Source organism: Rhodococcus erythropolis NBRC 15567 (assembly GCF_001552595.1).
GTDB lineage: Bacteria > Actinomycetota > Actinomycetes > Mycobacteriales > Mycobacteriaceae > Rhodococcus_F > Rhodococcus_F erythropolis.
This window is the reverse complement of the sequence record NZ_BCRM01000001.1, coordinates 1,017,441-1,040,117: the sequence shown is the minus strand read 5'-3', so window position 1 is coordinate 1,040,117 and position 22,677 is coordinate 1,017,441. Positions and strand designations below refer to the sequence as shown.

Here is a 22,677-nt window from a genome sequence, read left to right as displayed (position 1 = left end):
CCCGTTCACGATCCCCACCTTTCGCCATCTCGAGAGATCAGGTTTCCCAATGGAATTCACGGAACTTGCCGACTATCCCCTACCTCCTGGGACCGTCACCGAGTGGACTCCTGCCGCAGTGAATCCGCCCGAACTGTGGCCTGTCGACCAGCGTCCCGCCAGCTACATACACGAAGCACACTTGAAACATGCCGAGCAGGCGAAACGGCAGGCGCACCATCACAACGACGGATGCACTCCGTCGTGGCTGGGCACCTCGTTTCGCATCCACGACCGACTCGACCGAAGGATCTGGGCGGCCACTCTCGATCACTGGATCGATCGCCACGAAGTGCTCCGAACACGAGTCGCCATGGAGGGCGAAGCGATAGTCCGACGCACCGCGGGTCCCGGGGACGTCCGAATTCTGGGTAACGAAGTCGGACATCTTGCGTCCTCGATGTCCGTCTTCACGCATCTGCAGCAACTGCTCGACCGGTCGACCGATCCACTTGTGTGGCCTGCGTACCAGTTCGCGACGATTGAAGGTCCCAACCATTTCACCGTGGTCTTTGCCGCTGATCATGCTCTGCTGGACGGATATTCGGTGGCGTTGACCGCGCACGAACTGCAGACGATCTACCGTTCGTCGAGCGAGGGAAGCCCTCCCTCGCCGCCGGAGACCGGAAGCTACATCGACTTCGGCACCAGGGAACGAGATCTCGTGGGACACGCGGACTGCTCTCACCCGGCGGTGCAGACGTGGCGCGAGTTCTACGCGCAGGGCGAGGCTCCGCTCTTTCCAGCGCTGCCCGAACCGGTCGCCGGACGCCGAGTCCCTCAGCAGAGCCTGTCCGCCTGGCTTCTGAGCGCCCGGGGAGCCGAACGCCTGGCAGAAGCGAGCAAGCGCAGCAACCAAGGATTCCTGGCCGCGATACTCGCGTGCGCGGCCAAGGTGACCGGTGATCTCACCGGTGCAGACGAATTCCGCGTCGTGGTGCCGCAACACACCCGTTCGGAGCTTCGATGGGCCGCATCGCTGGGATGGTTCATCGGTGTTGTGCCGGTGAGGATTCCGATTGCCCCCGCAGCAAGCGTGAGCGATCTGGCCAAGGTTGCCGGCACGGAGATGCGACGCGTCCGCCCCGCAGCGGCCCTGCCGTATTCGAAAGTGTGCGAGCTGATCGACTCCCCCCAGCACCTGCCGTTCGTGCTCTCGTACATGGACGTTCGTCACGTTCCTGGTGCCGAGCAATGGACGAGCTGGCAGACCAGAGGCCTTCGTAGTCGCGATCATTCGGGAACCGACGTCTACATCTGGCTCACACGGACTCCCGAAGGGCTCAATCTGGCCATACGCCACCCAGGCAACGCGCGCACAAGCCGCCACATCCATCAGTTCGCGGGACTCCTACGCCGCGAAATGGAGGACTTTGCCTTCTCGACCGACACATGCTCACCTCCGACCAACACCGCTGTACCGATCAACACCGCTGTACCGATCAATACCGCTGCACCGATCGAGGAGAACTCTCATGGAAATGACACCCATCGATCTCTGGGCACCGAAAGCCGGGACGCTCACCGAGTTCAGGCCTACTGAGCAGTCCCTGACGGCAGCATCTCGAGCACCACTGAGCGACCAACCTCTCTCGTTCCTCCAAGAGGGACACATTCGTACCGCCGATCACAAGCGCGCACAAGGCGTCGACTGGTCACCGTGGATCGGATTCACGTTCACTCTGCCCGGTGATCTCGATCGGGAGGCACTGCGTCGGGCTGTCCAGGCGTTTGTCTCGCGGCACAACACACTTCACAGTTGGTTCGAGGTGAGACCATCCGAAGATCCTGGCGGCAGCGGGGTCATCGACCGTCACGTGGTGGATGAATCGACGATCGAACTCGCGCCGCACAGCGTCGGTTCCCTGAACACGACCGATGCGGTTCGCGAGCATGTCAGCCGAAGTTTCGCAGGCGACACCAGCCCACTGCAATGGCCTTCGTTCACCAGTGGCGCCGTCGAGCACGGCACCGGCGCCGGTTTCACCATCTACTACGGCGTCGATCACTCGCACACCGACGGCCTGTCGCTGATGTTGGGCGTCGAAGAACTTCGTGCGCTGTACATCGCCGAAAGCGCCGGCATCGACGCTCAACTTCCCTCTCCCGGTAGCTACGTCGAGTACAGCGGCGAAGAACGGGCAGCGGCGAAGAACCTCGACCTAGCCGCAGAACCTGTGCAGCAATGGATTTCGATTCTCGCCGCCAACGCCGGACAACTCCCGACGTTCCCCCTCGACCTCGGCGTCGCGCAGGGCGAACAGACCCGGTCGACCCGCACACATATCGACGTTCTCGACAGCGACGAGTCAGCCGCGTTCGCAGCGCTGTGCAAGTCCAATGGCGTCGGATTCTCCACGGGGATCTTCGCAGCCCTCGCCCTCACCGAGATCGAAGTTGCTGACAGAGCGAACTACTTCGCGCTCAACGCAGTCGGTACTCGTTCCGATCCGAGATACCTGTTTTCTCAAGGCTGGTTCATCAATCTCGTCCCGGTCTCGTTCACGCTGAGTGGTGTCACCACCTTCACCGATGCACTCCCCCTTGCTCACGCTGCTCGCGCAGCCGTGAAGGGACTCGCGGACGTGTCCATTCACTCGGTGATCGCCCAGGTGTCGAAGTTGACCGGATCCGACATCGGCGGAACCTCGGTCCCGCCGATGGTGTCGTACATCGACATGCGCCTGATTCCAGGTGCCGAGCACCACGACGAACTCGAAGCGCGCGCACTCGGTGGGCCAGGAACGACGGGTGATCTGTCGATGTGGATCAACCGGAAGGAAGACCGTACGTACGTGATGGTCAGTTTTCCCGATACCGAGCTAGCGCACATATCGGTGGATCGGTACCTTCGACACCTCCGCAACGTCCTGAGAACGGTCGCCGATACCGGTGACTACCGTGTCGTTCGTCAGGCGGATGCACGTCAGGAAGTGGAGACCGCCTGATGCACATCACCTTTCTCGACAGATTCGAGGCACGGCCGGGCCGCATCCTGCAGTGGACGCCGAGCGAAATCTCCACCGGATCGACGTATCCGGTTCCTCCGACCTCGAATCAGCAGCTGCATCTTGCCGGGACCCGCGGCGATACGACTTGGCTCGCTGCCACTTTCGACGTTCCCGGCCCGATCGACACGGACGCACTCCGGGCCAGCTTCGAGGAATGGACGTCCCGTCACGACGCCCTGTCGTGCTCGTTCTCCCAGGCCGAAGAAGCGGATGAATCCTCGGCGCTGTTCGTCGACGTCGCCGATGTCGCCGATCTGCGCCTCCGTGAGGAAACAGTGGCGGATGCGCGAACGCCGGAACAGGTGCGAGAACTCTTGGGCGAGCGCTTGGATCGATGGTGCAATCCTTTTGCGTTTCCCGCCTACTTTCTCGGGGCCATCACCCGCGAGGACCAGTCGACAGTGATCTGCGGATTCGACCATGCCATCTGCGACGGCTGGTCCATGAGCATCGCAATTACCGAGATCAGCACTCTGTATCGTGAATACACGCGGGCGGACCGTAATCCGATCGCGTCGGATCTCTTGCCCGAGCCCGGGAGTTTCCTCAACTACTGCTTCCGTGAATCGGCAACCGCGGATCCAGAGCCCGGCGACCACCGCATTGCGGGGTGGCGGTCTTTCCTTCGAGCTTGCGGGGGTGACACTCCCCATTTTCCCGTAGATCTGGGACTGCCCGCCGGGACCATGTCGCCCCAGGGCACAGACACCCGAATGCTCCTCGACGCCGACGAAGCAGAGCTGTTCGACCAGAACTGCGCCGATCATCGACACTCGTCGTTCGGTGCGATTCTTGCGTCGATCGGTTTGGCCACAACACAATTGACCGAAAAGCGAGACACACGCCTTCTGTTCCCTGTTCACACGCGTCGGGAACCGCGGCACAACCACACCTTCGGCTGGCTGGTGGCCAATGCACCCATCACCGTGACGAGCATGGATGATCTTCACAGCACTGCTCGGGCAGTCAATCTCGCTTTCCACGAGGCACTTTCACTGTCGTCCGTGTCGTCGAGACAAGTGTTGAGGAGCTTGGGGCCCGAGGTTTCGCCCACTCGCCGAGACATCTTCTCGGTGTCCTACGCCGACTACCGGACCATGCCCGGTGGATCTCGCCCCCGCGAATCACGGCCCGGCGACTCACAACCTGCGCCGATCAATCCGCAGCAACTCAGTCGCGTGTCGAGCGCCGACGACGTTCAGTTCTGGTTTTCGCGCACCAACGACGGGCTGGCAGTGCGCACCCGATTTCCGGCACCCGCGGCCCAGGCAGTGTTCACCTTCCTCGGGTGCGTATCCGAGATTCTGTCGACGCCGTAGCCAGACGGCTGTGCATCCGCGGATCTATTTGACACTTCTTTGTTGTGCACAACTTAACTGTGCGCTACAGTTGTTCTCGTGACCAACCCACTCGCTCTCGAACGCCAGGTCTGCTTCGCCCTCTATTCGGCGTCGCGGGCCACTACGGCCGCGTACCGGGCAATGCTCGACGACCTGGGAATCACGTATCCCCAGTACCTCGTCCTGTTGACACTCTGGGAACGAGACGGCCGGGGCGTGCGTGAGATCTGTGAGGCACTCGATCTCGATACCGGAACCCTGTCGCCGCTGCTCAAGAGGCTGGAGGGTCTGGGATTCATCGAACGCCGACGCCTCACCACGGACGAGCGTCGCGTCGAGATTCACCTGACCGAGGCGGGTTCCACCTTGCGCAGCAAGGCCGAGGACATCCCGGCCAAGCTCGCAGGCGCCACTGGTCTGAGTAACGACGAACTCACAGAACTTCGAGACGTTCTCACTCGTCTCGGTGAGTCACTTCAAGCATCCAATGCCCACTCCGACGGAAAGAAGAAGTCATGAACATCGTCTACACCGCAGAAGCACTTGCCACCGGCGAAGGCCGCAACGGTCACGCTCGCACTTCGGACGGACGCCTCGATCTCGGCCTCGCCATTCCCAAGGAAATGGGTGGCAGTGGCGAAGGCACCAACCCCGAGCAGCTCTTTGCCGCCGGATACGCAGCATGCTTCCACTCCGCTCTGCAGATGGTCGCCCGCGCCGAGAAGGCCAACGTGGCTGATTCCGCAGTCGGCGCGCGGGTCGGCATCGGCCCCAACGGTGCAGGAGGCTTCGGACTCGCTGTGACGCTGGAGGTTTCACTCCCCCATCTGCCCCATGATCAGGCCGTCGAGTTGACGGAGAAGGCGCACCAGGTGTGCCCGTACTCCAATGCAACTCGCGGCAACATCGAGGTCACCCTCGAAGTAAGTAAGGACGACGAATGAGCACCACCACTGTCAGCCGGGAAATCCGTCTCGCTTCACGCCCGAACGGTTGGCCCACCTCGGAGAACTTCGCCACCGCCGAAGTAGAACTCCCCGAACTCGAAGACGGCCAGATCCTGGTCCGCAACATCGCCATCTCCGTCGACCCGTACATGCGCGGCCGAATGAACGACGTGAAGTCCTACCTTCCGCCGTTCCAGGTCGGTGCGCCGCTCGACGGTGGTGCTGTCGGCGAGGTCGTCGAATCCAAGTCGGCTGATCGCGCTGTGGGCGACGTTGTCGTCCACGGCCTCGGCTGGCGTGAATACGCCATCCTCGACGGATCCGCAGTGACTCCGGCCGACACGTCCATCGCGCCGGCGACGGCCTACCTGGGTGCCCTCGGCATGACTGGCCTCACCGCGTATGCCGGCCTCACCGCGGTTGCGGAGTTCAAGGAAGGCGATACCGTGTTCGTCTCCGGCGCAGCCGGTGCCGTCGGATCGCTCGTCGGTCAGATCGCCAAGTTGCTCGGAGCGAAGCGAGTAATCGGTAGCGCCGGTTCACCGGCGAAGGTTGCCCGACTTCTCGAACTCGGATTCGATGCGGCATTCGACTACCACGACGGCCCGATCACCGAACTGCTCGCCGCTGCCGCCCCTGAGGGCATCGACGTGTACTTCGACAACGTCGGTGGCGAGCATCTCGAAGCCGCCATCGATGCCATGAACCAGGGTGGCCGGATTGCCCTGTGCGGAGCCATCGCTCAGTACAACACCACCGAGAAGCCCACCGCTCCCCACAACCTGGCACTAATGATCGGCAAGCAGCTCACACTGCGCGGATTCCTCGTAGGCGGCTACCGTCACCTCGGTGGCGAATTCCGCACCCACATGGCAGGGTGGCTCGCCGACAACAAGATTCAGTGGGACGAGACCATCGTCGAAGGCCTGGAGAATGCACCGCAAGCGTTCATCGACCTGATGCGCGGCGCGAACACCGGCAAGATGGTTGTCACGCTGTAACCCGAACAACATCTGGCTCGAACGAATATGAAGGTGGCCGCGAACTTCTCGAAGTTCGCGGCCACCTTCATATCTGAATCAGATCCCGAACGAGACTCCGGTCAACTTCTCCGACAGTGTCCATAAACCCGAGGCTGTCTTCGAATCGTGTGACTTCTTGTTCGACCCCACGACCTTCGGATAACCTCGCTGCTCGAACGGACCGTCCGGTCCGATGTAACTGCCGCCGAAGGCATCCGGCGCGGTTGCCGCCCACAGTTCGGGAAGGGCACCCATCTCCGCGGACTGCGCGAAGATCGAATTGCCGATTCCCATCAGCTTGTCCTGGATCGACTCGGTGTGACCCTGCAGGTTCGTCGACGCGTATCCCGGATGCGAAGCAAGCGCTTTGAGCGAAGATCCCGAGGCCGCAAGCCTGCGTTGAAGTTCGTACGTGAACAACAAATTGGCAAGCTTGGACTGCCCGTAGGCCAACCAGCGGTTGTACTTCCGACGCTCGAAATTGAGATCGTCCAGATCGACAGTTCCGAGCTGATGCAGGGCACTGGACATCGTCACGACACGGTCGGTGAGCTTGTCCTTCAGCAATCCGGTCAACGCGAAGTGCCCGAGATGGTTTGTGCCGATCTGCATTTCGAATCCATCGACAGTCCGGCGAAACGGAACCGCCATCACGCCGGCGTTGTTCACCAGGACGTCGACCTTCTCCGTTGCGTCGGCAAAGGCTCGTACCGACGACAGATCCGAGAGGTCCAATTTGCGGACAACCGCGTTGGGTCCGATCTCGGCGGCCACGGCATCGGCCTTCGTGGTGTCACGACAGGCGAGGACGACGTCGGCCCCGGCTTTGCCAAGCGCCCGTGCGACTACCTCACCCAGTCCGCTGTTCGCCCCCGTGACGACAAATGTGCGGCCGGTCTGATCGACTACGTCTTCTGCGGTCCATTTGGTCATGCATTCCAGCGTACGTGCCTTACCCGCCGGTAGGGAGGGGTCGCTTTTCTGTCATCGCTTGCGTTTGGCGCGGATCGGCTTTGCACCCGGCAGCGGCGGTGCTGCAGCCACCCTGGGCGACGGGGGCGCAGTCACTCCGGGTGTCGGCGACGATTCAGCTTCCTTCTGCTCCGCCGCGATCCGGCCGTAGACCAAATGCTGTTGTCCCAGCGTCCAGCAGTTGTTACTCACGAAATACAGCAGGATCGCCACGGGCGCGAAAGCACCGAAAGCGATCACACCCACCGGAAACACCCACAATGCGAGCTTGTTCATGATCGCTGTTTGAGGGTTGACGGTTCCGGTGACCACTTGGCGCGCGATGGACGCCCGCGACGTGAAATGTGTAGCGACGGCGGCGAAGATCATCAGCGGTACGGCAACCAGAATGATGGAGATACGGCTGACGTCGCCGAACGCTTCCAGTTGCGCTGCCGGACTCGAAATCATGGCGGACAACGGCGCGCCGAACAGTTTGGCGTCGAGAAACGACTGCACGTCCGAGGCACTGAAGAAGTAGTTGGCCGTATTCGCGTTGTCCGCCACCGACATCGGTTCGGTCGGGCTCAGAAACGGGACGTGCGATGCCGCTCCAGTCCGATTGAACGATCGCAGGACGTGATAAAGGCCGATGAACACCGGTGCCTGAACGAGCATCGGCAGACAGCCGAGCAACGGACTGTAGTTGTGTTCCTTCTGCAGCTTGGCCATCTCGACAGTGAGTTTCTGCCGGTCACCCGAATACTTCTTCTGCAACGCCTTGATCTGAGGTTGCAGCTTCTGCATCACCAGTTGGGTGCGGACCTGCTTGACGAAGGGTTTGAACAGCAAAGCCTTGAGCGTGAAGACCAGAAATACGACCGACAACGCCCATACGACGCCGTTGTCGGGTGATCCGGAGATCAGTGAAAAGACCTTGTGCCAGAACCAGAGGATTCCGGACACGGGGTAGTAGACAAAATCGAGCATGACGAATGAACCTCACCGAGAGGCACGCTCAGAGAGATGAGAGCGCGGGAATGGTCGTGGACGCAAGACGTCTGACCGACCTACGACGAGTTCACTCCCGCCGACGGCCGACCTACAAACCGATTCCCGGAGCTCGAGGCTGTGGACGGCCGGGCGCGTCCGGGCTGCTCTGCCTGCGGAAAGCGCCACGCAGGCAGCGTTCGTCATCAGAGGGGCCAGTGGCCGAAACCGTGCACAGCTGCAGAAGTTCGTACTTCGGCGACGTTGCGAGGGCTGCGACCACGAAGACGGCAATCGCAGTTCCCAGCACCGCGGCGCTACCCGACGATCCAAGCGGAGGCACGGCGAGAAGAGCGATGAACGGCAGCAGAATCAGCAACAGTGACCGTGTCACCGTTCCCGTGCTCCGCTGTTGCATGACTGCGAGAGTACAGAACATCTGCCGATTCCAGCTAGACGCTTGCCTCACGTACTTGTTCGCGCAGCCATTTGTGTGCTGGATCGTGGTCCAGCCGACCGTGCCACTGTTGGTGGATGGTGACGGCCGGTAGTTCGGTCGGCACCGCAAACCAAGCGACATCGAGGCGAGCGGCAAAGTATCGGGCAAGCCTTTCCGGCACCAGTGCAACGAGATCGCTGTCGGCCGCCATGAGCGCCGCCGCAACGGGCGAGGCAACCACCGCGATCACCCGCCGGCGCATTCCGACTGCGGACAACGCGTCGTCGATCGGTCCGTGTGTCCGGCCACGTCTGGATGTCGAGACATGTGGATGCTCACACAACTGCGCGAGTGTCGGCTGAGCCGTGCGGGCCAACGGCGACGACTTCGATACCAAGCCCACATGACCCTCTCGGTAGAGAATCTCACTGCACACATCAGAGGACGGCAACGGATCAGCGCCGATATCGAGATCGATCGAACCGTTCCGCAGCGAGTCGACGTCCTCGTTTCCCTCTCCGACACAACGGATTACAGCGTTCGGCGCTTCCGCCGCGAAACGCCGGACCAGAGCCGGGGTGAGGCTGGCCGCCGTGCCCTCGTTGATTCGGATCACGAAAGTCCGCTCGAGTTCTGCTGGTTCGAAGTTCTTGCGGTCGATCAACAGGCCTTGCGCCCCTTCCAGGAGCGATCGGACCTGAGGTGCTGCACGCAACGCAAACGGCGTCGGTACCAACCCACGCCCGGCACGAACAAAGATCGGGTCATCCATCGCACTCCGGAGACGCCCCAAAGCCCTACTGGTTGCCGGTATCGACAAGTTCAATCGCTCGGCCGCGCCGGTGACACTGCCCTCCGCTACCAGAGCGTCGAACACTCTCAAAAGATTGAGGTCCATATCCATCGCCATAGTTGCACCATACGCAACTATCTACTGCAATCTTTGCAGTAGACGCACGTTACCGAGATCCCTACTGTCGTTTCAGTAGCCGAATTGGCTGTCGATCAACAACTCCCGCAATAGAACAAATTTCCGCAAAGAGGTGCGTCTTGTCCACAAATACTTCGATACCGACGGAGGGTCGGGCGAACTCGGACGCGCGACAAGGATTGGTGCTCGCAACGTTGTGCGCGGTCACCGTCCTCGTTATTGCGTTCGTCGCGGCCATCAACCTGGCAGTTCCGCTCCTGACGTCCGGGTCTCTGCATCCTTCCTCGACGCAGCTTCTATGGATCGTCGATTCCTACGTCACGGTCTTCGCCTGTCTGGTGATCCCCTGCGGGGCACTCGGTGATCGCTTCGGACGCAAAGGGGTGCTGACCATCGGGTTGATCCTCTTCGCAGCAGGCGCCGCCGTGTCCGCGAGTTCCCCCACAGTGGCGGTGATGCTGATCGGCCGCTGCGTCACCGGAGTCGGAGCCGCCTGTGTTCTGTCGAACAGCCTCGCAATCCTCATGCACGCGACTCCCCCACAGAAGCGTCCTCGCGCAATTGCCATTTGGGCATCGTCGACCGGATTCGGCGGCGTGGCAGGGAATGTCGGTGGTGGCGCGCTTCTGCAGACCGGGTCCTGGCGCTGGTTGTTCGTCGCCGTCGTACCCATCGCGGTGGCAGGTGCTGCCGCAGTCGCCAACCTTGCTCCTCGCACCCCTCGAAATCACCGCGGTCTCGACCCCGTCGGAACCGTCTTGCTGACGGCGGCGACGTTCGGGTTGCTGGTCGGCGTCATCGAAGGACCCGAAAGTGGTTGGGGCAGCATCACGGTGATCTCAGCATTCGTCGCGTCGGCGGCGCTTTATGCGGCATGGATCATCGTCGAGCTCCGCGTCGAGCAACCCTTGCTGGATCCGCGGTTGTTCCGCCTTCCTCTGCTGCGCGCGGGATGCCTGGGAATGACCGTCGCGTTCTTCGGTCTGTTCGCACTGTTCTACGTCAACGCATCATTTCTGCAGTACGCCAAGGGATTCAGCGTTCTCACCACCGGCCTGGCGGTGATACCGCTGACCATTCCACTGCTGTTCGGTGCTCGCTTCGTGCCGCTGATCTCGGCTCGTCTGGGTTCCACCATCACCGTGGCGGCAGCGTTCGCGTTCATCGGGGTCGGCATGTTCGGGCTGTCGACCAGCACAGCCCACACTCCCTATTTCGCCTACGCGTTGTGGCTCGTCGTCATCGGCATCGGCGCGGCAGCCGCGCTCCCCGTATTGACTCACGACATCGCGGACTCGCTGCCCCTCGAACAGGCAGGCGTCGGTTCAGGACTGCAGGCGACGGCACGAGAATTCGGCAGCGCCTTGGGCGTCGCCGTCATCGGCACCATCTTGACCAGCCGTTTCATCAGCGCATTGCCCGACGCGATGCGCGACGGAGACGGCGCCGCGCCACGCACGGTCGCAGACGGACTCGAGATGGCCGACACTCCCCTCGCTCACGACGCCGTCCTGAGTGCCTTCACCACCGGCGCGGACAGCGCCGTGCGCGTCATCGCGGTCATCACCCTGATCGCCGGCTGCCTGGTCACTGCGCAATCCGCGTGGTCGAACAGAACGCGAACGAAGGAGACAGAACAGGTGCACTGACAGCTCGTCCGGCCAGTGATTCCGTCAGCACCTGGCCGAACAATTCCGCATCGTCGATAAGCCAATTGTGATTGCCAGGAACCTCGCGAACCTCGGGATCACCCAAGGCGGCGCAGACAGCATGAAAACTCGTTCGCGGAATCACATGATCATCAGCTCCCCACAACACGACAACAGGCATCGCGCGGACTGCGATCTCTTCGAGTGCATCGATGAGATCCGCAGTCCGCGCGAGGTTGCCCGTTTGCCACACTCCACGGGCGTTGCGAAGCGCGTTGAACGCGAACTCGTCGAGTCGAACCTGCGGGATTCTGCGAGCGTGTACCGACTCGACAGCCTCGACCATCGCCGACACACACCAGTTCCACCACGGACGTTCGCGAATCGGGCGCTTCTGACCACCAGCACTCGACCACACGCCACCACCAACCGAGTTCACCAGAACCAAGCGCGAGACTCGCGTGGGGAAGTCCCGCGCCACTGCTGTCGCTACACCGCCGCCGAACGAATGCCCGACGACGGTCACCGGACCGGTAACTCCGGCCGCGTCGAGAAACCGCGTCACCCACGCCGCATAACCTTCGAAGTTGCGATTGGCTCGGTCTAGTTCAGCCGTACCGCCAAGTCTCGGAAGCGCAGGCGCAATCACCCTGGATCCCCGGTGAACGACGGCAGCAAGCGCAGATCCATAGGCGCGAGGGGACAACCCCCAACCGTGCAGAAACAGCACTGTCTCGCCGTGCCCACCGACGCCGAAGTCGACAGGTCGAGAATCGACCACGGCGGTGCGCCACTCGATGAATGCATCGGTTCGACTTGCGGAGACAATCATGATCAAATCCCAGTTCAGGTGAGGTTTTTCTCCGGGTGAAGTATCGAACTCGATGTTGCCGCGCACGCACCGGCGCGGCGACGACCGTAGTACCTGCATCGGTACCTACTTCTTTCTTCTGCCACTTCGCGAGACGTCACGATTGCCGACACGCCACTCGAAAACAGGTATGCATCCCGTCCAACTGACCGGCGCGAACACGTCGAGGCGAAACCAGGCTGTGTGTCACAAGCCGAAGCCCGATCACGCCCAGCCGGATACCTGCTTCGGGACGCACCGACGCGAAGGCAACACGAGAAATGTCGCACCACCGATTCACCAGCCCCAGCACGACGAAGAACGCACTCGGAAGGGCGCTTGTCATCGGCGCTCTTTCACTGACAACCCTTGCCGTCAGTATCGACACCGCGAACGCTCAGGCCCCCTTGCTTCCGGACTGGAACACCGCCGGAGTTTCCGTCGTCACGAATCCGGCGAAAGTGTCAGCTTTCGATTCCTCGGATGGAGGCCGCGCATTGGCAGCCGCAGAGTCCAAGATCGGCGCACCGTACGTCTGGGGCGCGACCGGACCGGACTCGTTCGACTGCTCCGGCCTCGTTCAATGGGCCTATGCACAAGCGGGCGTTTCAATTCCGCGAACTACCTACGACCAGGCGGTCGGCGGAGCTCCGATTTCCCGGGACGATCTCCAGCCAGGTGACGTAGTCCTGTACTACGGCGGGGAACATGTGGGGATCTATGCCGGAGGCGGTGAGGTCCTTCACGCCCCGACGTCCGGGGAGTCGGTCAAACGCGCACCCGTGGACTCGATGCCATACTATCTCGCCCGGCGCTACTGACATGTATCACGTCAACTTGACAAAAAGTCTTGTATCGCAACGATATTCGGGCCGTTCATCACGATCCGAATGCTTGACACTCCCCCAATGCGCGGAATGTGATGCCATCCTCTCCCCCGCGAGCGCGGTCTGCACCAGGTGTCGCGGAGCGCGGTTGGACGTAACGCGGTGTTGCGGAGACGGCACTGTCGTGTCCTGGCGAACGGTTCACGGCGACCCCACGACCGTTCTCGCCATCGTCGAATTGGACGAGGGGCCGTGGCTGTACACGTTGCTCACGGAATCCCCGCGCGCGGATGCGTCCGGACCGCTGCGAGTATTGTTTCAACGGCGAGAACTAGGTAAGCGGTACCCGGTGTTCTGCCTGTGCGGCGACGATCGGGGAGAACTGCAATCGGACTTCAGCTCCGATCTGCTGAACCATTGACCTCGCGCGAGTCACGCTCCTGCGCAGTCGATACCACCCACGCCGCGATCTGCGCTCTGGAGGTGAAACCCAATTTCGTCAGCACGTGCTCCACGTGCCCCTGTGCTGTCCGCGGCGAAATGACGAGATGCTCTGCGACAGCGCGATTGGTCAGGCCCTGCGCAACCAGTTCCGCAACCTGCAGTTCACGACGAGTAAGTCGAATCGCCTCGGTCGACGATGTGTCCGGGACTCTGTGATGCTCGTCGAGCGCGTACGCGACAGCTTCACCCTCGGTCATCACAATTCCCCGGTGAAACTGCTTGTCGAAAGCACCCTTACCCAATGCCTTTTGAGCATCGTTTGCCGCCTTGTCATGGTGGGGTGACAAGATCGGAAGCCCCGCGAGCCGACTCCCGACCTTCTGCCAGTACATCGCCGCAGCGCCGAGTAGAACCGCCGATTGCTTCCAATCACGTTGCGCTGCAGCAATCCACGCCAACTGTTCGATACACCACGCCGAGTTCATTGAAGCGGCCGTGGCCCGCAGACTTCGCGCCAAATGGTCACGTGCGCGCTCGAGGTCACCTCGAAACCAGTCCACAAGCCCTAGATTGCTAAGCGCCGACGCCTGATACATCACTTCGTGCGGCGGTCCGGTGATGGCAAGGGACTCGTCGAAACACTCCACCGATCGCTCCAGCGCGCCGGTAAAGATGCAAGCGAGCCCGAGGGTAATCAAGCCGGCCACTTTGTGCTCCAGATTCTCAGCTGATTGGAAAAGCGATACGGCAGCCTCCAACTTCCTGGCGGCAGTGTCGAATTCGCCGTTGAACGTGTCGACATATCCGTCCGCCCATCCAGCCAAGCCTCGAGAGCGTACATCTCCCACGACCTCGGCAAGGCGCCAACTCTCCTCTACCTGTCCGCGCGCCCGGACGAGGTCACCCTGTATCCCATGCGCTACGGCGTCGATACACAGAATTTCCACGCGATAAGTGTCCGGCTCCCCATCGGAAGCTCTCAGGGTTCGATCCGCCCAGTGCCGCGCCGAAGCGATCCGACCGCCGAGAACCCAGAATCGGTACAGCGCCGCGACCATTCGCGTCGCTGATCGCGTCTGACCCGGCGTCGAGATCGAAAACTCCAGCGCGTCGTAGACGTTGTGCAGTTCACGACCCAGCCTTGCGATCCACGCAGCTTGCTGGTCGCTGATCCACTCGGCTTCCGCACGAACGACCAGCGCTTCGAACCAATCACGGTGGCGCCGTCGAAGTTCCACGTAGTCGTTCGAGAACTCGGCCTTCTCTCGTCCGTACTCCCGGAGTAGATCGAGAAGGTGGTATCTGACTGAGCCGTCGATCTCCTCACGAATGAGGATGGACTTCTCGACCAGCGCAGTGACGAGATCGAGCACTTCCGTCGAACTCGAATCCTGCCCGCAAACACCCTCGGCAGCATCGAGATCGAACCCACCCGAGAACACCGACAGCCTCGCCCACAACCGTTGTTCACGCGGTGAGCACAAGTCGTAACTCCAATCGATCGACAATCGCAGGGTCTGCTGACGACTGGGAACATCACGCCCACCGGAAGTCAAAAGGCTGTAACGATCAGAAAGCCGATACATGATCTGCTCCGCCGACATAGATCGCAGCCGAGCAGCAGCCAACTCGATCGGCAACGGCAATCCGTCCAGATCGTGGCAGATACGGGCAACGGCATTCCGGTTCCCTTCGGTCAACACGAAACCCGGCACCACAGTCGCAGCTCTTTCTGCGAACAACAAAACAGACTCGTACCGAGCCAGCCCATCGAAAGCGCGCGGCCCCCGCAGTTCCGGCGTAGTGAGAGAAGGAACCCGCATCACCACCTCACCGCCCACACCCAGAGACTCTCGCGACGTCGCCAGAATCTTCACACCAGCACACCGACGCAAGATCGCCCCGGCAAGCCTGGCAACCGAATCCACCAGGTGTTCACAGTTGTCGAACACCAACAGCAGACTCCGATCGGCGCAAAATTCGATCAAAGCGCGCAGCGGATCAGACGACGAAACCGGCCGCACCCCCAAAGTCACGGCGACATAATCCGCGAGCAGATCCGGATCCGACAACTCCCCCAACTCCACCAACCAGGTACCGTCGCTGAACACCCGCTGCAGCGCACCCGCAAGCCGAATCGCGAGACGTGTCTTGCCCACGCCCCCGACGCCGGTCAGCGTCAACAAACGGGACGACTCGAACAATCTTCTGGCATCGGCCAACTCACGCCGCCGACCGACAAAACTCGTCAACTCCAACGGCAAGTTACCGACAACCCGATGATCGGCTTCTGCACGCACAGCGGATGCCATCGACCGACTCGCTTTCTGCGATTCCACTCCAAAACCAACGCTACCCCCGCGAACTGCACCCGAGAAGCGCTCACCACTGCCCGCGATCTCAGCCTCGGGAGTCGGTCTCCTGCTCGGTCGACACGAACCACGCCGCGATCTGCGCTCTGGAGGTGAAACCCAATTTGGTCAGCACATGCTCCACATGACCCTGAGCCGTACGAAGCGAGATCACGAGATGTTCCGCGATAGCGCGATTGGTCAGGCCCCGCGCAACGAGTTCCGCAACTTGCTGCTCACGACGAGTCAGGTGAGGTGCCTCAGTTGACGATGAACCCGGAACACTGCGACGCTCGTCGAGCGCATACGCGACAGCTTCACTCTCGGACATCACAAATCCGTTGCGAAACGACTTGTCGAAAGCACTCTTACCCATAGCCCTACGAGCAGTCTCTGCCGCAGTGTCGTGATGCGGCGACAAACCCGGCAGGCCCGCCAGCCGACCCCCGACCTTCTGCCAATACATGGCTGCCGCGCCGAGCAGAACCGCGGAATTCTTCCAATCACGTTGCGCTGCAGCAATCCACGCCAGTGGTTCGATACACCACGCCGAGTTCATCGGGGCATCGAGAATTCTCAGACTTCGCGTCAAATAATCACGTGCGTCATCTAATTCACCTCGGAGCCAGCCCACGAGCCCGAGGGTTCCCAACGCAAAAGCCTGGAACATGACTTCGTTGGCGGGCACGGTGATCGCGAGAGTCTCTTCGTTGCACTCCACCGAGCGATCGAGGGCCCCGGAAAGAAAGTACGCGATCCCCAGGGTGTCCAGGCCGATCACCACATGCAGCAGATTTTCGTCCAATCGAAACAGCGTCAACGCGGATTCCAACTTGGCTGTAGCGGTATCGAAGTTGCCTCTGAACGTATCGACGTATCCGTCACCCCATGCCGCGAGACCGCGTGAGCGTACGTCCGCCAAGGCATTCGCCAGGTGCCAACTCTCGTCGACCAGCGCTTGTGCCCGTTCGAGTTCCCCCTGCATCGCGTGATTCACAGCGTCGATGGCCAAGACATCAACGCGGAACGGGTCGAGCTCCCGATCCTCTGTATTCAGAGCTCGATCCGTCCAATACCGTGCCTGCACAAGCAATCCACCAGAAAGCCAGAATCTGTACAACGCAGCGACCATTCGCGTCGCAGATCGCGCCTCTCCGGTAGTGGAAATCGAAAACTCCAGCGCGTCGTAGACGTTGTGCTGTTCACGACCCAGCCGTGCGATCCACGCCGCTTGCCGGTCACTGATCCACTCGGCTTCCGCACGAACAACCAGCGCTTCGAACCAATCACGGTGGCGCCGTTGAAGTTCCACGTAGTCGTTCGAGATCTCGGCCTTCTCTCGTCCGTACTCCCGCAGGAGGTCGAGCAGGTGATAGCGAACGGTGCCGTCGATCTCCTCACGAATGAGGATGGACTTCTCGACCAACGCAGTGACGAGATCGAGCACTTCCGTCGAACTCGAATCCTGCCCGCACACTCCCTCGGCAGCGTCCAGCTCGAACCCGCCGGAAAATACTGTCAGCCGACCCCACAGCTGCTGCTCCGGAGGCGAGCACAAGTCGTAACTCCAATCGATCGACAAGCGGAGAGTCTGCTGACGACTCGGTACGTCGCGTCCACCGGAAGTCAAAAGGCGGTAACGATCCGAGAGCCGATCCATGATCTGCTCCGCCGACATACCGCGCAGGCGAGCGGCCGCCAACTCGATCGGAAGCGGGAGTCCATCCAGGTCGTGACAGATATGAGCAACGGCGCGCTTGTTCTCCTCAGTGAGGGTGAAACCGGGGACGACTGAAGCCGCACGCTCGGTGAACAACGACACGGATTCGTACTGGGCAAGTCCCTCGAATTCGCGCGGCTGTTGCTGCGGTGTGGTGAGCGAGGGAACGCGCATCGTCACCTCACCGCCCATTCCCAACGATTCTCTGCTCGTCGCCAAGATCTTGACACCGGCACACCGCCGTAGGATCGCACCGGCAAACAGAGCGACGGCATCGACCAGATGTTCGCAGTTGTCGAGTACCAACAGCAGACTGCGATCGGAGCAGTAGTCGATCACAGTGTGCAGCGGGTCCGACGAGGACACCGGCCGCACCCCCAAAATCACGGCGACATAATCCTCGAGGAGTTCTGGATCCGTCTGCTCGCCCAACTCCACCAACCACGCGCCGTCTCGGAACACCCGCTGGAGCGCACTCGCAAGCCGGATCGCGAGCCGCGTCTTGCCGACACCTCCGATACCGGTGAGCGTCAATAAACGGGACGACTCGAACAATCTTCTGGCTTCGGCCAACTCACGCCGTCGGCCGACAAAACTCGTCAACTCCAAGGGCAAGTTGCCGACAACTCGCTGGTCGGCTTCTGATCGCACAACGGATGCCATCGACCGACTCGCTTTCTGCCAACCACTACAAATCAACGCTACCCCCGCGTTCGTCGCCCTGAGCAGCGCTCACATCTGCTTCGTCATCGCAGTCGAAATGTCGGCCCTCACGCATGCGATTCACGACGGCCATGCCGGTGTCACGCGCCCGAAACAACGGATTTCTACCCTGGCAGCGACGAGAAGGGAGACCGACATGCCACCGCGCCGTAGATCGGTACTACTGACGCAACTGGTAATCGACGCTCCCGGCAGTCCACAACAAACGATCCTCGACGAACTGCGCCGAGTGATTCTGTCGGGTTCGGCGCCTCCGGGTACCCCGATCCCTCTCGGCGACGTGGCTGATGTGTTCGGGGTCAGCCGAATACCAGTGCGGGAATCGCTGAAGACCCTGGTCGGAGAGTCGTTGGTCGACCACCGCCACCAATTCGGCTACACCGTTGCTCAGTTGACGCCGGCAGAACTGCGCGAGATGTACATCGTCCGCGAAACTCTCGAATCAGCTGCATTGGCCGTCGCCGTCGAGCAGGCCACCGAAGAGGATCACGAACACGCCGTCGAGGTGAATTCCCGTCTGGAGATCGCGTTGCGCTACGACGACTCTCAGTCCTATCACTGTGAGAGCCGAAACTTTCACCTCGCACTGACCCGACCGTCGCAAATGCTTCGACTTCTGCACATGTTCGAAGCTGCCTGGAACATCACCGAACCGGTACAGCCGATGGTCCATGTTGCCGGCGTCGATCGCCAGGTTCTGCACTCCGATCACACCGCGATGCTGGACGCATTCCTGCGTCGGGACGCAGCCGCTCTTCTGAGTGCTTCCGAAATCCATCATCGCCGACTCAACACCGTGATCGCGACTCTGCCGACAGACACCGGCCTACTGGCCGAGAAAGATATACCGATTGCGCAATAGCTGTGCAACACAGCGTCGATACCTTTCTCTCAACACAGTTTTCATCACTGACGCTGAGAGCTCGTGCACTGTCCGCTGATTTCCTGCACTGATGCACAGGAGCTGTCATGACCGACATTCTTCCGTCCCGAACGACCACTGCCCCAACTCCCCCAAAGGAAACCGGCTCGGCCGACCTCGTCGAAGCCGCGGGCCACCCGGTCGGCGGCGGACTGATCAAACCGGGCTACGACCCTCGCTTGACCAACGAGGATCTGGCGCCGCTTCGCAAGCAGACCTGGTCGTCGTACAACATCTTCGCCTTCTGGATGTCCGACGTACACAGCGTCGGCGGATATGTCACTGCCGGTAGTCTTTTCGCACTGGGATTGGCCAGCTGGCAAGTACTCGTCGCCCTGCTGGTCGGTATCACGATCGTTTACTTCTTCTGCAATCTCGTCGCCAAGCCCAGCCAAGTTACCGGCGTACCGTATCCGGTGATCTGCCGCAGCGTGTTCGGTGTCCTCGGCGCGAACATCCCGGCAATCATTCGTGGCCTGATTGCCGTGGCCTGGTACGGGATTCAAACCTTTCTCGCTTCGGCAGCCCTCGATGTCGTACTGATCAAACTCTTTCCGTCACTCGCACCGTATGCCGTCGTCGAAGATTACGGATTCGCCGGACTCTCCGCACTGGGCTGGGGAAGTTTCATGCTCCTGTGGGTACTTCAGGCCTGTGTCTTCTGGCGAGGCATGGAATCGATCCGCCGCTTCATCGACTTCTGCGGGCCGGCTGTGTATGTCGTGATGTTCATGCTGTGCGGGTACCTCATCTACCAGGCAGGCTGGAGCGCTGTCGATCTCACACTCGGCGACGTCAAGTACTCCGGTTTCGACGCCGTGCCGGTCATGCTCGGTGCGATCGCTCTGGTTGTCTCGTACTTCTCCGGACCGATGCTCAACTTCGGTGACTTCTCCCGCTACGGGAAGTCGTTCACTGCAGTCAAGAAGGGCAACTTCCTCGGTTTGCCGTTGAACTTCCTCGTATTCTCGGTGTTGGTCGTCGTCACGGCGTCGTTGACACTGCCGGTGTACGGCGAACTGATCACCGATCCCGTCGCAACAGTGGCACGAATCGACAGCACCTTCGCCATCGTCCTCGGCGCACTCACCTTCACCATCGCCACGATCGGCATCAACATCGTGGCCAACTTCATTTCCCCCGCCTTCGACTTCTCCAACGTGAGCCCGCAGAAGATCAGCTGGCGCGCCGGCGGGATGATCGCGGCGATCGGCTCGATCCTCATCACCCCGTGGAACCTCTACAACAATCCCGACGTCATCCACTACACGCTCGAAACCCTCGGAGCCTTCATCGGTCCGCTGTTCGGAATCCTGATTGCCGACTACTACCTCGTGCGCAAGCAGAAGGTGATCGTCGACGAACTGTTCAGCATGTCGCCGACCGGAACCTACTGGTACAGCAAGGGATACAATCCTGCTGCAGTGATCGCCACCGTGGTGGGAGCCGTCGTCGCAATGGTCCCGGTCCTGGGCAAGGACCTCACCGGGATGTACACCGCAGCGCAGTACAGCTGGTTCATCGGTTGCGGGCTCGGATTTGCCGTCTACTACCTACTCGCCACGCGCACTTCCCTGGCTGTCCGGAATGCTTCTTCTCCCGACACTGTGACGGTCGACTGATCGTCATGAGAATCAAGGTGATCAACCCCAACACCACGTGGGCGATGACCGCCAAGATCGAGGAATGTGCCCGGGCCGTCGCGGGCTCGGGCACATTCGTCGAGGCCGTCAGCCCTGCGATGGGTCCCGCGTCGATCGAAAGCCACTACGACGAAGCTCTCAGCATCCCCGGAATCCTGGCCGAGATCGCCGCCGGAGAAAAGAACGAAGTCGACGGCTACGTCATTGCTTGCTTCGGTGACCCAGGCCTGGATGCAGCCAGAGAGCTGGCCAAGGGCCCCGTCGTAGCTGTTGCCGAAGCGTCAATGAACTACGCAAGTTTCCTGGGACGCGGATTCAGCATCGTGACCACCCTCGGTCGAACCCGCGGCCGCGCAGCCGATCTGGTGGACCGGTACGGCATGCAGGCTCGGTGCCGGGGTATCCACTCCTGCGAGATTCCGGTTCTGGAACTCGATCGTGATCCCGACGCGCGAAAGGTGATCTTGGAAGCCTGTTTCGACGCATTGGAGCAAGACGACTCGGACGTCCTCGTGCTGGGTTGCGCCGGTATGGCGGACCTGTGCCAGGACTTGTCCGACGAACTCGGTGTCCCGGTAGTCGACGGCGTTGCCGCTGGGGTCACGATGGTTCAATCGTTGGTCACCCTCGGACTGTCGACCAGTGCGCGCGGCGAGTTCTCACGGCCACTGCCCAAAATCTACACCGGCACACTGACACCGTTCTCGCTGTGAACATGCCCGAGCGAGAGTCGAGCACCGATCGTCACCAGCGCAAGGACCGCGAACAATACTCCGGCCCAGACTAATTGGCGGGTTTCGAAATGCGCGAGAAACAGTCCACCGACCGCAGTTCCGAGCGTGATCCCCAAGTTGGAGAACGAGATGAAAAGGCTGTTGCCGAATTCAGGCGCGTCGACTGCGTCTCGCCCCATCCAACTCTGCGAAACCACCAGTCCACCGGAATGCACTACACCCCAAACCAACACGGCTACAACCATCGCACCGAAGTACGGGCCTGCCAGATAGAGCATCACGTAGACGACGATGTACAGCAAGGGAAAAGCCACAACCGTGCGCACCACACTCTTGGCGAGCACCGCCCCGAAGACGAAGTTGCCGAAGATCATCACGACACCGAAAGCCAAGAGCATCGCGCTGATCCACGATCCGCTCATGCCCGTCACTCCGCCGAGGTATTCGGCGAAGTATCCGTACACCGAGAACATGGCTGCGAAGACGAAGGTGACGGAAAGGATGGTCAACCACACGCGCGGCCGGCGAAGGATCCCGACCTGTGCGCCGTACGACAGGCGTTGTGTCACCGGAGCCGAGGGCAGAAGTACGACAATCCCGAGAAACGCGAGAACGTTGACCACGGCACCGAAAACGAAGGCAGTGGACACCGAGAAGTTCTCGGCCAGATACGACGTCAACGGAACACCGAATGCGAATCCTACTGTGACACCTGCAAATACTTTCGTCACAGCTGCAGTTGCTTCCTCCGGTGGCACCAGTCGAACCGCACTCGCGAGTGCGAGCGCGAAGAAGACCGGGTGAACCACGGCGGGAATGATCCGAAATGCAAACATCACCTCGAAACTCGACGTGCTCGCGTACACCATGTTGGAGACCGCAAAGACTGCAATCGCCACCAACAGAACGGTTTTCCTGTTGATTCCCGAGGTGATCAGCGTCGTGAACGGACCGGTCACCGCCACGACGAGCGCAAACACACCGACCAACCATCCGGCAGTGGACGCGGTGATACCGAACTTTTCGCTGACCTGAGGCAGAACCCCGATAATGCCCATCTCCGTAGTGATGATTCCGAATACACCCAACGCCAGAACCGGTATCAACAATTTCGACTTCACGACACACTCCTTACTACTACGCC

At 61.0% G+C, this 22,677-nt stretch carries 20 protein-coding genes; 12 read left to right on the top strand and 8 right to left on the bottom strand.

The annotated features are described in order from the left end of the window. Positions 1–49 precede the first annotated feature (49 nt). The 6 genes from RE4_RS05050 to RE4_RS05025 all read left to right on the top strand — a co-directional run bounded on the left by RE4_RS05050 (position 50) and on the right by RE4_RS05025 (position 6,338). Complete coding sequence (locus RE4_RS05050) at positions 50–1,582, top strand: condensation domain-containing protein (RefSeq protein ID WP_060938113.1); 1,533 nt, start codon at positions 50–52, stop codon at positions 1,580–1,582. After that, on the top strand, positions 1,515–2,987 hold the full coding sequence (locus tag RE4_RS05045) for a condensation domain-containing protein (protein ID WP_060938112.1): 1,473 nt from the start codon (positions 1,515–1,517) through the stop codon (positions 2,985–2,987). Before RE4_RS05050 ends, RE4_RS05045 begins: the two co-directional genes overlap by 68 nt. Then, positions 2,987–4,369, top strand: a complete 1,383-nt coding sequence (locus tag RE4_RS05040) for a condensation domain-containing protein (protein ID WP_060938111.1) — start codon at positions 2,987–2,989, stop codon at positions 4,367–4,369. Before RE4_RS05045 ends, RE4_RS05040 begins: the two co-directional genes overlap by 1 nt. Positions 4,370–4,447: 78 nt before the next feature. Next, on the top strand, positions 4,448–4,909 hold the full coding sequence (locus RE4_RS05035; RefSeq protein WP_003940568.1) for a MarR family winged helix-turn-helix transcriptional regulator: 462 nt from the start codon (positions 4,448–4,450) through the stop codon (positions 4,907–4,909). Beyond that, positions 4,906–5,334 carry an organic hydroperoxide resistance protein gene (locus tag RE4_RS05030; RefSeq protein ID WP_003939720.1) on the top strand — a complete coding sequence of 143 codons (429 nt, stop codon included), beginning with the start codon at positions 4,906–4,908 and terminating at the stop codon, positions 5,332–5,334. The genes RE4_RS05035 and RE4_RS05030 overlap by 4 nt, the downstream gene beginning before the upstream one ends. Then, positions 5,331–6,338, top strand: a complete 1,008-nt coding sequence (locus RE4_RS05025; protein WP_060938110.1) for an NADP-dependent oxidoreductase — start codon at positions 5,331–5,333, stop codon at positions 6,336–6,338. Before RE4_RS05030 ends, RE4_RS05025 begins: the two co-directional genes overlap by 4 nt. Positions 6,339–6,416: 78 nt before the next feature. On the opposite strand, the gene RE4_RS05020 is transcribed toward RE4_RS05025, so the two are convergent. The 4 genes from RE4_RS05020 to RE4_RS05005 form a co-directional block, all read right to left on the bottom strand. Beyond that, positions 6,417–7,292, bottom strand: a complete 876-nt coding sequence (locus RE4_RS05020; RefSeq protein WP_020970568.1) for an oxidoreductase — start codon at positions 7,290–7,292, stop codon at positions 6,417–6,419. A 51-nt stretch (positions 7,293–7,343) separates the two neighbouring features. Then, complete coding sequence (gene yidC / locus RE4_RS05015) at positions 7,344–8,300, bottom strand: membrane protein insertase YidC (RefSeq protein ID WP_019745039.1); 957 nt, start codon at positions 8,298–8,300, stop codon at positions 7,344–7,346. 112 nt (positions 8,301–8,412) lie between these two features. Continuing rightward, positions 8,413–8,718 (bottom strand): DUF6412 domain-containing protein, encoded by a 306-nt coding sequence (locus RE4_RS05010; RefSeq protein ID WP_029536945.1) that lies wholly within the window; start codon positions 8,716–8,718, stop codon positions 8,413–8,415. A gap of 34 nt (positions 8,719–8,752) precedes the next feature. Beyond that, complete coding sequence (locus RE4_RS05005) at positions 8,753–9,649, bottom strand: LysR family transcriptional regulator (protein ID WP_060938109.1); 897 nt, start codon at positions 9,647–9,649, stop codon at positions 8,753–8,755. 203 nt (positions 9,650–9,852) lie between these two features. On the opposite strand from RE4_RS05005, the gene RE4_RS05000 reads away from it, so the two are divergent. Further along, positions 9,853–11,319 carry an MFS transporter gene (locus tag RE4_RS05000; protein ID WP_238076561.1) on the top strand — a complete coding sequence of 489 codons (1,467 nt, stop codon included), beginning with the start codon at positions 9,853–9,855 and terminating at the stop codon, positions 11,317–11,319. Here the strand turns inward: RE4_RS05000 and RE4_RS04995 are convergent. Next, on the bottom strand, positions 11,258–12,151 hold the full coding sequence (locus RE4_RS04995) for an alpha/beta fold hydrolase (RefSeq protein ID WP_158630222.1): 894 nt from the start codon (positions 12,149–12,151) through the stop codon (positions 11,258–11,260). The two genes, RE4_RS05000 and RE4_RS04995, sit on opposite strands and share 62 nt — an antisense overlap. A gap of 299 nt (positions 12,152–12,450) precedes the next feature. Between RE4_RS04995 and RE4_RS04990 the strand changes: the two genes are divergently transcribed. After that, on the top strand, positions 12,451–12,990 hold the full coding sequence (locus tag RE4_RS04990) for a C40 family peptidase (protein WP_020970571.1): 540 nt from the start codon (positions 12,451–12,453) through the stop codon (positions 12,988–12,990). Between the two features lie 190 nt (positions 12,991–13,180). After that, positions 13,181–13,417: a PhlB family protein gene (locus tag RE4_RS04985; protein WP_020970572.1), complete on the top strand. Its 237-nt coding sequence runs from the start codon at positions 13,181–13,183 to the stop codon at positions 13,415–13,417. On the opposite strand, the gene RE4_RS04980 is transcribed toward RE4_RS04985, so the two are convergent. Further along, on the bottom strand, positions 13,392–15,752 hold the full coding sequence (locus tag RE4_RS04980) for an ATP-binding protein (RefSeq protein WP_060938266.1): 2,361 nt from the start codon (positions 15,750–15,752) through the stop codon (positions 13,392–13,394). The genes RE4_RS04985 and RE4_RS04980 overlap by 26 nt on opposite strands. Positions 15,753–15,840: 88 nt before the next feature. Continuing rightward, the gene (locus RE4_RS04975; protein ID WP_060938107.1) at positions 15,841–18,174 is read right to left on the bottom strand and encodes an ATP-binding protein; all 2,334 of its coding nucleotides are present in this window, start codon (positions 18,172–18,174) and stop codon (positions 15,841–15,843) included. A gap of 196 nt (positions 18,175–18,370) precedes the next feature. Here RE4_RS04975 and RE4_RS04970 point away from each other — a divergent pair, with 196 nt between their 5' ends. From RE4_RS04970 to RE4_RS04960, 3 genes are all read left to right on the top strand, one after another. Continuing rightward, complete coding sequence (locus tag RE4_RS04970) at positions 18,371–19,096, top strand: GntR family transcriptional regulator (RefSeq protein ID WP_020908886.1); 726 nt, start codon at positions 18,371–18,373, stop codon at positions 19,094–19,096. A 107-nt stretch (positions 19,097–19,203) separates the two neighbouring features. Then, positions 19,204–20,778 carry an NCS1 family nucleobase:cation symporter-1 gene (locus tag RE4_RS04965; RefSeq protein WP_060938106.1) on the top strand — a complete coding sequence of 525 codons (1,575 nt, stop codon included), beginning with the start codon at positions 19,204–19,206 and terminating at the stop codon, positions 20,776–20,778. A 5-nt stretch (positions 20,779–20,783) separates the two neighbouring features. Further along, on the top strand, positions 20,784–21,512 hold the full coding sequence (locus RE4_RS04960) for an aspartate/glutamate racemase family protein (RefSeq protein ID WP_060938105.1): 729 nt from the start codon (positions 20,784–20,786) through the stop codon (positions 21,510–21,512). Here the strand turns inward: RE4_RS04960 and RE4_RS04955 are convergent. After that, complete coding sequence (locus RE4_RS04955; protein WP_060938104.1) at positions 21,479–22,654, bottom strand: MFS transporter; 1,176 nt, start codon at positions 22,652–22,654, stop codon at positions 21,479–21,481. The genes RE4_RS04960 and RE4_RS04955 overlap by 34 nt on opposite strands. Positions 22,655–22,677 lie beyond the last annotated feature (23 nt).

Coding starts and splice junctions, on each gene's coding strand:
- RE4_RS05050 (WP_060938113.1), top strand. CDS start 50: ATGGAATTCACGGAACTTGCCGACTATCCCCTACCTCCTGGGACCGTC.
- RE4_RS05045 (WP_060938112.1), top strand. CDS start 1,515: ATGGAAATGACACCCATCGATCTCTGGGCACCGAAAGCCGGGACGCTC.
- RE4_RS05040 (WP_060938111.1), top strand. CDS start 2,987: ATGCACATCACCTTTCTCGACAGATTCGAGGCACGGCCGGGCCGCATC.
- RE4_RS05030 (WP_003939720.1), top strand. CDS start 4,906: ATGAACATCGTCTACACCGCAGAAGCACTTGCCACCGGCGAAGGCCGC.
- RE4_RS05025 (WP_060938110.1), top strand. CDS start 5,331: ATGAGCACCACCACTGTCAGCCGGGAAATCCGTCTCGCTTCACGCCCG.
- RE4_RS05020 (WP_020970568.1), bottom strand. CDS start 7,292: ATGACCAAATGGACCGCAGAAGACGTAGTCGATCAGACCGGCCGCACA.
- yidC (WP_019745039.1), bottom strand. CDS start 8,300: ATGCTCGATTTTGTCTACTACCCCGTGTCCGGAATCCTCTGGTTCTGG.
- RE4_RS05010 (WP_029536945.1), bottom strand. CDS start 8,718: ATGCAACAGCGGAGCACGGGAACGGTGACACGGTCACTGTTGCTGATT.
- RE4_RS05005 (WP_060938109.1), bottom strand. CDS start 9,649: ATGGCGATGGATATGGACCTCAATCTTTTGAGAGTGTTCGACGCTCTG.
- RE4_RS04995 (WP_158630222.1), bottom strand. CDS start 12,151: ATGATTGTCTCCGCAAGTCGAACCGATGCATTCATCGAGTGGCGCACC.
- RE4_RS04990 (WP_020970571.1), top strand. CDS start 12,451: ATGTCGCACCACCGATTCACCAGCCCCAGCACGACGAAGAACGCACTC.
- RE4_RS04980 (WP_060938266.1), bottom strand. CDS start 15,752: ATGGCATCCGCTGTGCGTGCAGAAGCCGATCATCGGGTTGTCGGTAAC.
- RE4_RS04975 (WP_060938107.1), bottom strand. CDS start 18,174: ATGGCATCCGTTGTGCGATCAGAAGCCGACCAGCGAGTTGTCGGCAAC.
- RE4_RS04970 (WP_020908886.1), top strand. CDS start 18,371: ATGCCACCGCGCCGTAGATCGGTACTACTGACGCAACTGGTAATCGAC.
- RE4_RS04965 (WP_060938106.1), top strand. CDS start 19,204: ATGACCGACATTCTTCCGTCCCGAACGACCACTGCCCCAACTCCCCCA.
- RE4_RS04960 (WP_060938105.1), top strand. CDS start 20,784: ATGAGAATCAAGGTGATCAACCCCAACACCACGTGGGCGATGACCGCC.